Source organism: Azospirillum doebereinerae (assembly GCF_003989665.1).
Lineage (GTDB): Bacteria > Pseudomonadota > Alphaproteobacteria > Azospirillales > Azospirillaceae > Azospirillum > Azospirillum doebereinerae.
In genome coordinates this window covers 235,480-248,901 of record NZ_RZIJ01000006.1, presented here as the reverse complement: position 1 = coordinate 248,901, position 13,422 = coordinate 235,480, and the positions used below count along the sequence as shown (strand labels likewise).

At 69.5% G+C, this 13,422-nt stretch carries 10 protein-coding genes and 1 pseudogene; 9 read left to right on the top strand and 2 right to left on the bottom strand.

The window, feature by feature from the left end; genetic code table 11:
- Positions 1-243: 243 nt before the first annotated feature.
- Positions 244-1,293: pseudogene (locus tag EJ913_RS33210) on the bottom strand (methyl-accepting chemotaxis protein); the annotation flags it as partial.
- 1,111 nt (positions 1,294-2,404) lie between these two features.
- Between EJ913_RS33210 and EJ913_RS10565 the strand changes: the two are divergent.
- The 9 genes from EJ913_RS10565 (at position 2,405) to EJ913_RS10525 (ending at position 11,866) form a co-directional block, all read left to right on the top strand.
- Positions 2,405-3,205: a YdcF family protein gene (locus EJ913_RS10565; RefSeq protein WP_244939313.1), complete on the top strand. Its 801-nt coding sequence runs from the start codon at positions 2,405-2,407 to the stop codon at positions 3,203-3,205.
- Positions 3,206-3,272: 67 nt separating this feature from the next.
- Positions 3,273-4,238 carry a septal ring lytic transglycosylase RlpA family protein gene (locus tag EJ913_RS10560; protein ID WP_126997513.1) on the top strand — a complete coding sequence of 322 codons (966 nt, stop codon included), beginning with the start codon at positions 3,273-3,275 and terminating at the stop codon, positions 4,236-4,238.
- A 46-nt stretch (positions 4,239-4,284) separates the two neighbouring features.
- Complete coding sequence (locus tag EJ913_RS10555; protein WP_126997512.1) at positions 4,285-5,451, top strand: D-alanyl-D-alanine carboxypeptidase family protein; 1,167 nt, start codon at positions 4,285-4,287, stop codon at positions 5,449-5,451.
- A 151-nt stretch (positions 5,452-5,602) separates the two neighbouring features.
- On the top strand, positions 5,603-6,244 hold the full coding sequence (gene tmk / locus EJ913_RS10550) for a dTMP kinase (protein WP_126997510.1): 642 nt from the start codon (positions 5,603-5,605) through the stop codon (positions 6,242-6,244).
- The gene (locus tag EJ913_RS10545) at positions 6,241-7,353 is read left to right on the top strand and encodes a DNA polymerase III subunit delta' (RefSeq protein ID WP_126997508.1); all 1,113 of its coding nucleotides are present in this window, start codon (positions 6,241-6,243) and stop codon (positions 7,351-7,353) included. Before tmk ends, EJ913_RS10545 begins: the two co-directional genes overlap by 4 nt.
- A gap of 38 nt (positions 7,354-7,391) precedes the next feature.
- Positions 7,392-8,942 carry a methionine--tRNA ligase gene (gene metG, locus EJ913_RS10540; protein ID WP_126997506.1) on the top strand — a complete coding sequence of 517 codons (1,551 nt, stop codon included), beginning with the start codon at positions 7,392-7,394 and terminating at the stop codon, positions 8,940-8,942.
- Positions 8,943-8,956: 14 nt separating this feature from the next.
- Positions 8,957-9,736, top strand: a complete 780-nt coding sequence (locus EJ913_RS10535) for a TatD family hydrolase (RefSeq protein WP_126997504.1) — start codon at positions 8,957-8,959, stop codon at positions 9,734-9,736.
- Positions 9,737-9,746: 10 nt separating this feature from the next.
- Complete coding sequence (locus tag EJ913_RS10530; protein WP_126997502.1) at positions 9,747-10,544, top strand: MBL fold metallo-hydrolase; 798 nt, start codon at positions 9,747-9,749, stop codon at positions 10,542-10,544.
- 128 nt (positions 10,545-10,672) lie between these two features.
- Positions 10,673-11,866 carry a lysozyme inhibitor LprI family protein gene (locus tag EJ913_RS10525; RefSeq protein WP_126997500.1) on the top strand — a complete coding sequence of 398 codons (1,194 nt, stop codon included), beginning with the start codon at positions 10,673-10,675 and terminating at the stop codon, positions 11,864-11,866.
- 18 nt (positions 11,867-11,884) lie between these two features.
- On the opposite strand, the gene ppx is transcribed toward EJ913_RS10525, so the two are convergent.
- Entirely contained in the window at positions 11,885-13,411 is a 1,527-nt protein-coding gene (gene ppx, locus EJ913_RS10520; protein WP_126997498.1) for an exopolyphosphatase, read from the bottom strand.
- Between the last annotated feature and the right edge of the window lie 11 nt (positions 13,412-13,422).

Sequence of the window (13,422 nt, the reverse complement as noted above, 5' to 3'; positions counted from 1 at the left end):
CTGTCCCATGACCGCTCCTGAAGCCTTAACCTCCTGTTCTAAAACAAGAGTTGCACTTCAGGATAGAACCTACCCTCTCCAAACCCGCAAAACGCATAATTATGATTATGGAAAATTGGCACTCAAAAAGCGGAGCAGGGCGCTTGTTCGGCCTTCCAGAACCCAACCATCAGGACCGGAGGTTTGGACCGAAGATCCGCTCCAAACCTTATCGGCCCACGTACACCGCAGCGTACCGTCCGGTCAAACCTTGATCGACGCTACGAAACGGTCCGCGTCGCTTTCCAACTGCTGAAGCTCGACGGTCAGCCGGCCGGCGGAATACATCATCTCGATGGCCGACTTGCCGGTCTCGGCGGCGGTGATCGCCATGGTGCTGACGCTTTCCGAGACCTCGTGCGAATTGTGCGTGGCGCGGTCCACCGCCGAGGCGATCTTCTGCGTGTGCTCCAACTGCTGGCTGACGGCGGACGACACCTCGCCGGACAGCACCTGCACCTCTTCGACCGTCGAACGGATGGCGCGGATGGCGTCCACCACGTCGGCGGTGGCGCCCTGGATGGCGCCGATCTGCGAACCGATGTCCTCGGTCGCCTTGGCCGTCTGGCCAGCCAAATTCTTGACCTCCTGCGCCACGACGGCGAAGCCCTTGCCGGCCTCCCCTGCCCTGGCCGCCTCGATGGTGGCGTTGAGCGCCAGCAGATTGGTCTGCCCGGCGATGTCGGTGATCAGCCGCACGATCTCGCCGATCCGCTGCGAGCTGTCGGCGAGCGCCTGCACCGCCGCGTCGCTCTGCCGCGCCCGGTTCACCGCGCGCTCGACGGCGGTCGAGGTGGTGGTGACCCGCCCGCCGATCTCGCCGATGGAGGCCGTCAGCGTCTGCGACACCGTGTTGACGATCCCCACCACCTCCGAAGTCTGCTCGGCCTTTTCCGCCGTGTGCAGCGCCTGGTCCTTCATCGTTTCGGCGATGTCGCGCAGGAGATGCGCCCCATTGCGGATTTGCTCGGTCGCCATGCTCACGGTGCCCAGCACCCGCCCGAAGGCGCCGTCGAAGTCGGTCGCCACCTCGCGCAGCGACGCCTTGCGGTCGGCCTCGGCCCGGCGTTCGGATTCGCGCGCCTCGATCTCCAAGTCGTGGGTGCGCTGGAGGTTGTCCTTGAACACCGCCACCGCGCGGGCCATCGCGCCGATCTCGTCGCCGCGTTTGGTGCCCGGCACGGCGGCGGCGCGGTCGCCGGCCGCGAGCTTCTCCATCGCCTCCTCGATCAGGCGGAGCGGCCGGGTGATGCTGCGCGCCACGAACAGGCTGATGACGATGAAGCCGACCAGCAGCACCGAGCCGACCGCGAGCGCGTTGGCGATGACGCTCTCGCGCACCGCGTTCTGCTTGTCCACCGCGCCGGCCATGCCGGCGTTGGTGGTCTCCAGCAGCGCGTCGAAGCGCGGGACCAGCGCCTGGAACGCCCCGTTGAAGGCCGCGACCTGGGCGCGGAACGCCTTGCTGCTGTCCACGAAGGTGCCGAGCCCGGCGCGGTAGCCGCGCGCCAGCGTCTCCAGCTTGGCCTGGGTGGCCTCGTCCAGCCCGGAATCGGCGAGGAAGAAGGTGAACTCGTTGAAGGCCTTGCGATGGCCCGACAGCATCGCCTCGTCCTGGTAGATGATGAAGTCCTTCTCCATCTTGCGCATCGATTCCATGCGGCCGGTCAGCTTGTCGGCGTTGGGCCACTGCTTCAGCTCGTCCTCGATGGCTTTGGCCGAAGTCCGCAGCGCGCCGCGTTGGCCCGCCTCGTCGGTCAGGCCGAGTTCCGTCGCCTTGTCCACCACCCCCTGGAACAGCGCATTCAGGCCGGACAGCCCCTGCGCCACCTGATCGATGTCCGACGCGGCGATCAACTCTCCAGCCTTGTCCCGCACGCCGCCGAGCAGCGCGACCGCCGCGTCGGCGTTGGCCGCGAAGGCGCGGGCGGCCTCGGCGTCGCGCTCCGTGACGAAGCGCTGGCCCTGGAACTGGAGCCGGGCGACGCGGCGCTCGATGTCGGTGGTGTGCTCGTAGAGGGTGCGGAAGCGGTTCATCTCGGCCGTCGCCTCGAACACCTTGCGCGCGCCCATCGCGACGGTGCCGCCCAGCAGCCCCAGCGTGACCAGGGAGGCGACGACCAGCAACGCGATCCGCGTGCCGATGGAGAGCTTGGACAGCATGGGCCTGGGTTTCCTCGCGACAAGTGCGTTCACCCGCCGGTCGGATTCTCCGGTCGGCGGGCGGCAAAGATTAACGCCGGACCGGCGACGCCCTTGTTAAGGTTCCGTGTCGCTTTCGTGTCACAGCCACAGCGGATTGCCGTGGGGGCACGGCACCGCTTATGCTCCGCCCCGTCCGTCACGGCCAAAAGCGAGCGACCCGGTGCTGTCCTTTGTCCTGTCGAAGCTGGCCTGGGGAGTCCTCAATCCCGGCAACGCCCTGGTGCTGACGCTGGCGCTGGGCGCGCTGATGCTGCGGCGCCCGCGCTGGCGGCGCTTCGGGGAGCGGCTGATCGCGCTGGTGGCGCTGGCCTTCCTGGCGGTGACCTTCGCCCCCGTGGGCGCCTTCGTCGCCCTGCCGCTGGAGAACCGCTTTCCCTACGCCGAGCCGCTGGGACCGGAGCCTGTCGACGGTATCATCATGCTGGGCGGCGCGGTCAACCCGCCGCTGACCGCCGACCGGGGCGATCCCTCGCTCAACGACGCGGCGGAGCGGGTGCTGGCCTTCGCCGATCTGGTCCGCCGCTTCCCCGCCGCCCGCGCGGTCTTCACCGGTGGCTCCGGCCGCCTGCTGGGGCAGGACACCAAGGAGGACGCCTCGATCCGCGCCGCCCTGCTCCAGGCCGGCATCCCGGAAGACCGCGTGCTCTACGAGACGGAATCGCGCAACACCTGGGAGAACGCCGTGTTCAGCCGCGATCTGGCGGCGCCCAAACCGGGCGAGCGCTGGCTGCTGGTGACCTCGGCGATGCACATGCCGCGCTCGGTCGGCATCTTCCGCCGCGTCGGCTGGGCGGTGGTGCCCTACCCCGTCGATTACCGCACCCGCCACGACGCCCGCCCTTACGCCCGCTTCGAGCTGGACCGCAACCTGCCGATCCTCGGCGATGCGGTGCGGGAGTGGATCGGGCTGGTCTCCTACCGGCTGATGGACCGCACCGACGCGTTGTTCCCGGCGCCCTGAGGAAGCCTTGGCGCGGGCGTGGCAACTCGTCTACAGTGCCGCCCGCTTCGACGAAGGGGTTTTGTGCATGGGCCGCTGGCGCTGGCTGAGACGGGTGACGGTGCTGGTCGGGGTGACCGCGCTGGCCGCCTGCGCGCAGCAACCGGGCGGTACGCCCGGCTCCGGCCTGCCGACCAGCGGCGTCTACAAGGTCGGCAAGCCCTATCAGGTCGGCGGGGTCTGGTACTACCCGACCGAGGATTTCGACTACAACGAGACCGGCGTCGCGTCGTGGTACGGGCCGGGCTTCCACGCGAAGAACACCGCCAACGGCGAGATCTACGACCAGAACGAACTGACGGCGGCGCACAAGACGCTGCCGATGCCCAGCCTCGTGCGGGTGACCAACCTGGACAACGGCCGCTCGGTGGTGGTCCGCGTCAACGACCGCGGCCCCTTCGCCAACAACCGGGTGATCGACATGTCGCGGCGCGGCGCGCAGCTCCTGGGATTCGAGGGCAGCGGCACCGCCAAGGTGCGCGTCCAGATCCTGGCGGAGGAAAGCCGCGCCATCGCCGCCGCCGCCCGACAGGGCACCCCCGCCACCATCCTGGCGGAATCCGAGGGGCCGGCGCCCAAGCCGGTGCCGCGCGCCCGGATCGAAACCTCCGGCCCGGTGCCCGGCCCGACCACGGGCAAGACCGCGTCCTCCGGAATCCTCGGAACGCCGGTCCCGCCGCCCGCGACCGTCGCCGGTTCGGTGGTGGACGGCCGCTTCGTCCCGGCCCCCGTGGTGGCGGTGCTGCCGGTCCCGCCGGGCCACGAGAACCTCTTCGTGCAGGTCGGCGCCTTCGGCAGCGCCGAGAACGTGGCCCGCGCGCGGGCGCGCCTCGCGTCGATCGGGCAGCCGGCCGTGGTGTCGTCCACCCGGTCGGGAAAGCTGACCCTGCAACGGGTCCGGGTCGGTCCGCTGGACAGCGTGGACCGGGCCGACGCCGTGCTCAACCAGATCATTCAGGCTGGCCTTACGGAAGCCAAAATCGTGGTCGATTGATCGCCGCGCAAGGCGGATCGGCCATGTTTCCTCGGAGGACGTTATCATGAACGCTGTTGTCGTCCGCACCCGCGCCGTCATCGGTCTGGCGGTCGCGCTGGCCTCGGCGGGTGTCGCCCTGACCGCCACCGTCGCCAACGCCGCGACCATCGAGACCATCGCCAAGCAGGCGATCCTGCTCGACCTCACCTCGAACACCGTGCTGTTCGAGAAGAACGCCGACGAGCGCATGGCGCCGTCGTCGATGAGCAAGATCATGACCGCCTATCTGGTGTTCGAGGCGATCAAGGGCGGCCGGCTGACGCTGGAGAGCACCCTGCCGGTGACCGAGCGCGCGTGGCGCATGCAGGGCTCCAAGATGTTCGTGGAACTGCACAACAACATCAAGGTCGACGACCTGCTCAAGGGCGTGATCATCCAGTCCGGCAACGACGCCTGCATCGTGCTGGCCGAAGGGCTGTCCGGGTCGGAATCGGCCTTCGCGGCGCAGGCGACCAAGCGGGCCAAGGAGCTGGGGCTGACCGGCACCAACCTGACCAACGCCACTGGCTGGCCCGATCCCAACCACTACATGACCGCCCGCGATCTGGCGATCCTGGCCGAGCACCTGATCAAGGACTTCCCCGAATACTACCACTATTACTCGACGCGGGAGTTCAAGTACCACGGCATCACCCAGGGCAACCGCAACCCCCTGCTCTACCGCGGCATGAACGTGGACGGCATGAAGACCGGCCACACCGACGCCGGCGGCTACGGCCTGACCGCATCGGGCGAGCGCGAGGGGCGCCGCCTGCTGCTGGTGGTCAACGGGTTGCCGAGCATGCAGGCCCGCGCCGACGAATCCGCCCGGCTGATCGAGTGGGGCTTCCGCGAATTTGCCACCTACGCCCTGTTCAAGGGCGGCGAGACCATCGAGCAGGTCCCCGTCTGGCTGGGCGAGCAGGAGACGGTGCCGGTCTCGGTGCCCAAGGACCTCAACGTGACGATGGCGCGCGCCGACCGCGTCGGCATGAAGGTCTCGCTGGTCAGCAACGCCCCGGTGGCCGCCCCGATCAAGAAGGGCGACGTGGTGGGCAAGGTCCTGATCACCGCCCCCGGCTTCCCCGGCAAGGAGGTGCCCGTGGTCGCCGCGCAGGACGTGGAAAAGCTGGGCTTCGTCGGCCGCGCCTTCGCCGCCGCGAAGTACCTGGTCTTCGGCGCCAAGAGCTGATGTTTTCGTAAAGCCCCTCTCCCCTCGCGGGAGAGGGGTTGGGGTGAGGGGGCGCAAGTCTCGTTCTTCGCCTGCGGCGAATACCCCTCATCCCAACCCTTCTCCCGCAAGGGGAGAAGGGCTTCTCAAGCCATGAGTGGGTAAGCAAACAATGACCGTCACGAAGGGCCGCTTCATCACCCTGGAAGGCGGCGAGGGCGCCGGGAAATCGACCCAGCTCCGCCGTCTGGCCGAGGCACTGGCCGCGCGCGGCGTCGAGGTGGTGACCACCCGCGAGCCGGGCGGGTCGCCCGGCGCCGAGGAGATCCGCGCCCTGCTGGTGTCCGGCGAGACCGGGCGCTGGGGTGCGGTCACCGAGGCGCTGCTGCACACCGCCGCCCGCCGCGACCATCTGGAGCGCACCGTCTGGCCGGCGCTGGAGTCCGGATGCTGGGTGCTGTGCGACCGCTTCTTCGACAGCACCATGGCCTACCAGGGCTACGGACTCGGCCTGGGGCGTGACCTGATCGCCGGTCTCCAGACCACGGCGCTGGGCGCCTTCCAGCCCGACCTGACGCTGATCCTCGACATCGCCGTCGAGACCGGCCTGCGCCGCGCCGCGTCCCGCCACGGCGGCGAGGACCGCTACGAGCGGATGGACGTCGGTTTCCACCAGCGCCTGCGCGACGGCTTCCTCGACATCGCCCGGCGTGAGCCCGAGCGCTGCGCGGTGATCGACGCCGACGCCGATCTCGACACCGTGCAGGCCCGAATCTGGTCCGAAGCCTCGGCCCGGCTGGGGCTGGCGCCATGAGCAAGGCCCGCGCCGCCGCCGAACCCGCCGCCGAGGACGCGCTGGCGCCGCGCCGCAACCCCGACCTGATCGGCCACGAGGAGTCGGAGCAGATCCTGCTGGAGGCCTGGAACTCCGGCCGCCTGCCCCACGCCTGGCTGATCGGCGGCACGCCCGGCACCGGCAAGGCGACGCTGGCCTTCCGCTTCGCCCGCTTCGTGCTGTCCCAGGAGGCACCGGGAGAGGGTCTGTTCGGCGGCAACGCCCCGGCCACCTCGCTGTACCTGTCGGCCGGGCACCCGGTGTTCCGCCGCGTGGCGTCCGGCGGTCATGCCGACCTGCTGACGGTCGAGCGGCAGCGCGACGAGAAGCGCGACCGGCTCAAGCGCGACATCGCCGTGGACGACGTGCGCAAGATCGGCCCCTTCCTGCGCCGCACCTCGGCGGAAGGCGGCTGGCGCGTGGCGGTGATCGACGGCGCGGATCGCATGAATCTCAGTGGCTTGAACGCCATTCTCAAGATTCTGGAAGAGCCGCCGGCCGGCGCCCTGCTGCTGCTGGTCAGCGACAACCCCGGCGGCATGCTGCCCACGATCCGCTCGCGCTGCCGCAAGCTCAACCTTAAAACTCTGCCTGAGGAAACCGTCGTCAACCTGTTGATTCAGCACCGTCCCACCGTCGTCGACGAAGACCGTCTGGCCCTCGCCCGGCTGGCCGAGGGCAGCGTCGGCCGCGCCATCCAGCTGTCGGACGCCGGCGGGCTGGCGCTCTACCGCGAGATGATCGCCCTGCTCTCCGCCCTGCCCCGGCTCGACATCACCGCCGCCCACGCCTTCGGCGACAAGCTGACCCGCAAGCAGGACGACGGCCTCTACGAGACGGCGACGGAGCTGCTGGTCTGGTGGCTCGCCCGTTTCGCCCGCTCGCTGGCGCGCGGGCAATGGCCGGCGGAGGTCGTTCCGGGCGAGGCCGCCCTGATGACCCGCCTCGCCAACGCCCGCGGCCTTGAACGTTGGGTGGAGGTGTGGGAAAAGGTCCAGCGCCTCTTCGCTCGTGCGGAATCCGCAAATCTGGACCGCAAGCAAGTGGTGCTCAACGCCTTGGCGGCGCTCGAATCCGCCGCCACCTAAGAGCAGTGCCGAACAACCCCCTCGGGAGAGTGCCGACAATGGCCGGGCCGAAGACGTTTTACCTGACGACGCCGATCTACTACGTGAACGACGTGCCGCACATCGGCCACGCCTACACCACGCTGGCCTGCGACGTCCTCGCCCGCTTCATGCGTCTCGACGGCTACGACGTGAAGTTCCTGACCGGAACCGACGAGCACGGCCAGAAGGTGGAGAAATCGGCGCAGAACGCCGGGATCGAGCCGCAGGCGTTCACCGACCGCGTGTCGCAGAACTTCCGCGACCTCGTCTCGCTGATGAACTACTCCAACGACGACTTCATCCGCACCACCGAGCCGCGCCACGTCGCCTCGGTGCAGGCGCTGTGGAAGGTGCTGGAGGAAAAGGGCGAGATCTACCTCGGCTCCTACGCCGGCTGGTACTCCGTGCGCGACGAGGCCTTCTACGGCGAGGACGAGCTGACCACCAACCCGGCCGGCAAGAAGATCGCCCCGACCGGCGCCGAGTGCGAATGGGTCGAGGAGCCCTCCTATTTCTTCAAGCTGTCGGCGTGGCAGGATCGGCTGATCGCCTTCTACGAGGCGAACCCGGACTTCATCGCCCCGGCCGGCAAGCGCAACGAGGTGATGTCCTTCGTCAAGTCGGGCCTGAAGGATCTCTCGGTCAGCCGCACCACCTTCAAGTGGGGCATCCCGGTCCCCGGCAACGACGAGCACATCATGTATGTGTGGCTCGACGCGCTGGCCAACTACATCACCGCCGTGGGCTACCCGAACACCGAGGGCGACTTCGCCAAGTACTGGCCGGCCGACCTGCACATGGTCGGCAAGGACATCCTGCGCTTCCACACGGTCTATTGGCCGGCCTTCCTGATGGCCGCCGATCTGCCGCCGCCCAAGCGCGTCTTCGCGCATGGCTGGTGGACCATCGAAGGCCAGAAGATGTCCAAGTCGCTGGGCAACGTCATCGCGCCGGAATCGCTGGTCACCACCTACGGGCTGGACCAGACCCGCTACTTCCTGCTGCGCGAGGTGCCCTTCGGCAACGACGGCGACTTCTCGCACAAACAGATGGTCGCGCGGATCAACGGCAACCTCGCCAACGACTACGGCAACCTTGTGCAGCGCGTGCTGTCGATGATCGGCAAGAACTGCGGCGGCGCGGTGCCGACTCCGGGACCGTTCACCGAAGCCGACGACGCCCTGCTGGGCGCGGCGCACAATCTGCTGGACGTCGTGCGGGTCGAGATCCGCGCCCAGGCCTTCCACAAGGCGCTGGACGCGATCTGGGCCGTGGTCGGCGACGGCAACCGCTACGTCGACGAGCAGGCCCCTTGGACGCTGAAGAAGACCGATCCGGCGCGGATGGCAACGGTGCTCTACGTGCTGGCCGAGACGATCCGCCACCTCGCCATCCTGACCCAGCCGATCATGCCGGACGCCTCGGCCAAAATCCTGGACCAGTTGGCGCAGGGGCCGGACGCGCGCGGCTTCGGCAATCTGGGGCCGGCGGGCGCGCTGGTCGCCGGGACGCCGCTGCCGACCTCGCAGGGCGTCTTCCCGCGCTTCGTCGAAGAACCGAAAGCCTGAGTGGTCCTCAAGACATGCTGATCGACAGTCATTGCCATCTCGATTTCCCCGATTTCGCCGAGGAGCTGGACGCGGTCGTCGACCGCGCCCGGCAGGCCGGGATCGGGCGGATGGTCACGATCTGCACCTACCTGACCCGCTTCGACCGGATCCTGGCGGTGGCCGAACGTTACGACGACGTGCTCTGCACCGTCGGCGTCCACCCCCACCAGGCGGCGGAGGAGTTCGCCGTCACCACGGTCGAGGCGCTGGTCGAGCGCTCCCGCCACCCGAAGGTGATCGGGCTGGGCGAGACCGGGCTGGACTATTTCTACGACAAGAGCCCGCGCGACCAGCAGCAGGAGGCCTTCCGCCGGCACATCCGCGCCAGCCTGGAAACCGGCCTGCCGCTGATCGTCCACACCCGCGACGCCGATTCCGACACCATGCGGATCGTCAAGGAGGAAGCCGCCGGCCAGCCGGTGAAGGGGCTGCTGCACTGCTTCAGCTCCGGCCGCCAACTGGCTGAGGAGGCGCTGGATTTCGGCTTCACGCTGTCGCTGTCGGGCATCGTCACCTTCAAGAAGTCCGAGGAGCTGCGCGACATCGTGAAGGACGTGCCGCTCGACCGCATCCTGGTCGAGACCGACGCGCCCTACCTCGCGCCGATCCCCTACCGGGGCAAGCGCAACGAGCCGTCCTACGTCGCCCACACCGCCGCCTGCGTGGCCGGTGTGAAGGGCGTGACCCCCAAGGAACTGGCGCGCGTCACCACCGAGAACTTCTTCCGCCTCTTCGACAAGGCCGCCGCATGAGGGCCGCCGCATGAGCGATGCCGGCCGGTCCCCGACGACGCGCGTCACCGTGCTCGGCTGCGGCGGGTCGCGCGGCGTTCCGGTGATCGGCCCCGGCGGCTGGGGGCGCTGCGACCCGGCCAACCCCCGCAACCGCCGCAGCCGCCCCTCCGTGCTGGTCGAGCGGGCCGGGGTGGCGGTGCTGGTGGACACCTCGCCCGATCTGCGCCAGCAGCTTCTCGACAGCGGCTGCGAGCGGCTGGACGCCGTGCTGTGGACCCACCAGCACGCCGACCACGCCCACGGCATCGACGAGCTGCGCGAGATCTGCCGGCTGACCCACGCGCCGCTCGACGCCTATGGCTGGGACGAGCATCTGCGCGACCTCGAAGCCCGCTTTCCCTATTGCTTCGAGCCGCTGCGCCCCGGCTTCCCGTTCTACCGCCCGGTGCTGACCGCGCACCGCGTAACCGGCCCGTTCTCGGTCGCCGGACTTCCCGTGACCCCGTTCGAGCAGGACCACGGTTACATGAAGACCGTCGGCTACCGCTTTGACAGGTTTGCCTATTCGACCGACGTGGTCCGGCTGGACGAGGCCGCCTTCGCGGCGCTGGAGGGCGTCGACACCTGGGTGGTCGATTGCGGCCGGATCGAACCGCCTCACCCGGTCCACGCCCATCTGGCGCTGACCCTGTCCTGGATCGAGCGGGTCCGCCCCCGGCGGGCCTACCTGACCCACATGGACAACAGCATGGATTACGACAGCCTGCGCCGCATCCTGCCGGACGGCGTCGAGCCGGCCTATGACGGGCTGGTGATCGAGGTCTGACCCCGAAGGGCCCACACGCTCTTACGACCGGCGGCCATGCCCAGCGGCTATGCGCTTGGCACCGCTTCCGGTCCCCCGCCCGATGCTCTATCGTCCGCGCCGGTTTTCGACAGCGGGACAGAGCGATCATGACGACGGCGCGTTCGAGGTTTTGGCTTCTGACCGGGGCGGCCCTGCTGGCGTTGGCCGGAGCCCACGTCACGCCGGCCGCCGCGCAAAGCCTGTCCTGCGCCAAGCCCGCCTCGCCGGTGGACCGCACGCTCTGCGGCAGCGCCGACCTGAAGGTGGCGAACGAGGACCTGGCCACGCTGCTGCGCGACACCCTGGCCAACAGCCCGGCCGCCGAGCGCGACACGGTCCAACGCGCCCAGCAGGCGTTCCTGGCCGAGCGCGACCGCGCCTGCGCCGACCGTTCCGCGCTGGAGTCCTGCCGCCGTCTTTACGAGAAGCGCGTCACCGACCTCCAGACGCAGAACAGCGCGGCCCAGAAAAAGCTCGCGGCCGTCGCCGCCGGCATCCCGAAGGATCCCAAGGCCGCCGCCGCCGCCCTGCAACGCTACGACGGCGCCGCCGCCAAGGCGTGGCTGGTCTATCTCTACCACTCCGGCCAAGCCCCGGTGGCCGACAAGGAGGCCACGATCCGCGCCCTGGTCACGACGGTGACCGACCGCGACCTTCCCCCCGATCCCGAATTGCGGGAGGAGATGCGCAACCTCGGCGACGTGGCGACGGCCCCGCTCGGCACCGCCCTTCTGTTTCTGCGCCACGTCCTGTCCACCACCGAGATGGAAGCGCCCTGCTTCCTCTTCACCAAGCACGGCCAACCGGCCTTCGAGGCGTTCGGCGCCTTCTGGGGCAACAGCCGCGATTCCTCGCCGGCGCTGTGCGAGCCGCCCTTCTCCGTCTTCGATTCGCCGGAATGGAGCCGGGTGGAGGCGCGCATCGCCCCCGCCATCGACCCGGCGCTGGAGGAGCGCGGCAGCATCCGCCAGGGCTACGAGCGCCAGTTCGAGGTGGACAACCTGCAAGCCTCGCTGGTCCCCAGCACCCTGCTGGAAGCGCCCCATTCGCCCGAGGCCCGCAAGATCGCGGACAAGCGCAAGGCGATCATCGCCGCCTTCCGGTCCTGGACCGACTTCGACGCATGGCCGGAAGCCGAGTACAAGGCGACCATCGCCGCCCTTCCCACCGCCTTGGCGGCGACGGCGAAAGTCTACCGCGACAAGTTCGGTCTCAACCCGCAAACCGCCGATCAGGCGGCGCGCGCCGCCGCCGACCGGTTCATCGCCACGCGGCTCGCGCTGCTGCTGCCCGACGACTGACCGGGCAACAGCGCTCCGTCACTCCGCCGCCTGGAAACGGGCGGGCTGGACGATGTCGCCCTTGCGGTTCAACGCCTTGGCGAGCGCGTCGATGCGGCGCTGCACCGCCTCGCCGGACGGCACGCTGCCGTCGTCGGGCAGGGTCAGCACCAGACGCTCGCCGCTGACCTTCAGGCTGGTGCGCTCCAGCAGCGCGGTGGCGCCGCCCGACAGCGTGTGCGCCAGCCGCAGGGCCAGCCCCAGCACCAGCGCCTTCAACCCCTGCGCCTCGCTGACCAGCGAGCGGGCACCCGCCGTCAGCGGTGCGTCGATGGTCCCGGCGTAGCGCGCGTGGGCGGCGAGCGCCAGGAAGGCCCGCTCGTCGTGGTCCAGCGCCGGGAACGGGTAGCGCAGGATGCGCAGAAAAGCGTGCTCGGCCCGGTAGTCCGGGTGGTCGGCCCAGCCCACGTCGCTCAGCAGGCAGGCGGCGTGGCGCAGGCGGGTGGCGTTGTCGTCCTCGCCCGCGAACAGCCCGGCCGTCCAATCCATCAGCAGCGACGGGTCGCCCATGCGGACGAAGCGCCGCACCCAGTCGGCGGCCGAGGCCAGCAGCGGATCCTCGCGCCGGCCTTCCGGCGTCAGCAGCGAATAGAGATGCCCCTCGCGCAGCCCGTAGGCGGAAAACACCACTTTCGACGGCTGCGCCGCGCGCAACAACCGCTCGAACACCAGCGCCGCGAAGGGCAGCGTGTCGAGCCGCCGCCGCGACCCGGCCATCTTCTCCAGCGACGAGCGGCCCTGCCGGCCGACCAGCGCCGCGAACTCCCGCGCCTCCTCGGCCGGAAGGGTGTAGTGGTGGATGATGTGCAGCGGGTGGCGGGTCTGCTCCATGTGCAGCTTGGCGATGGCACGCCAGCTTCCGCCCACCGGGTAGAAGGGTCGCCCCTTCGCCTTGCCCAGCCAAGGCAGCGCCTCGAGATGCTGGTCGATCAGCCGGACCAGGCCGTTCTGGCGGGTGACGCCGGTCTCCATCAGGCGCAACGGCCCCAGCGGCATCGTCACCTGCTCGCCGATCACGCCGCGATCCAGCCCGACGAGTTCCAGGCTGCCGCCGCCCAGATCGCCGACCAGCCCGTCGGCCTCCGGCGTGCCGGACAGCACCCCCATGGCCGAGAGCCGGGCCTCCTCCTCCCCGCTGATGACGCGGACGTCCAGCCCGGTGCGCCGGGTCACCTCGGCGACGAAGGCGGCGCCGTCCCTGGCGTCGCGCACCGCCGCCGTGGCGATCACGTCGAGCCTCGCCACCTGCATGCCGGCGGCGAGGCTGGCGAAGCGCTCCAGCGCGGTCAGCCCCTGGGCCACGCCGTCGGGATTCAGATTGCCGGTCTTCTCCACCCCGCGCCCGAGGCCGCAGAGCACCTTCTCGTTGAACAGCGCCATCGGCGACCGCGTGGGCGCGTCGTAGACGACCAGCCGGATCGAATTGGACCCGATGTCGATCACCGCGATCCGCCCGGCCCCTTGGGCCTCGTTCAGCGGCGCGACCGCGCGTATTCCCGTCACCATCGTCGACTCCG

Coding starts and splice junctions, on each gene's coding strand:
- EJ913_RS10560 (WP_126997513.1), top strand. CDS start 3,273: ATGGGCCGCTGGCGCTGGCTGAGACGGGTGACGGTGCTGGTCGGGGTG.
- EJ913_RS10555 (WP_126997512.1), top strand. CDS start 4,285: ATGAACGCTGTTGTCGTCCGCACCCGCGCCGTCATCGGTCTGGCGGTC.
- tmk (WP_126997510.1), top strand. CDS start 5,603: ATGACCGTCACGAAGGGCCGCTTCATCACCCTGGAAGGCGGCGAGGGC.
- EJ913_RS10545 (WP_126997508.1), top strand. CDS start 6,241: ATGAGCAAGGCCCGCGCCGCCGCCGAACCCGCCGCCGAGGACGCGCTG.
- metG (WP_126997506.1), top strand. CDS start 7,392: ATGGCCGGGCCGAAGACGTTTTACCTGACGACGCCGATCTACTACGTG.
- EJ913_RS10535 (WP_126997504.1), top strand. CDS start 8,957: ATGCTGATCGACAGTCATTGCCATCTCGATTTCCCCGATTTCGCCGAG.
- EJ913_RS10530 (WP_126997502.1), top strand. CDS start 9,747: ATGAGCGATGCCGGCCGGTCCCCGACGACGCGCGTCACCGTGCTCGGC.
- EJ913_RS10525 (WP_126997500.1), top strand. CDS start 10,673: ATGACGACGGCGCGTTCGAGGTTTTGGCTTCTGACCGGGGCGGCCCTG.
- ppx (WP_126997498.1), bottom strand. CDS start 13,411: ATGGTGACGGGAATACGCGCGGTCGCGCCGCTGAACGAGGCCCAAGGG.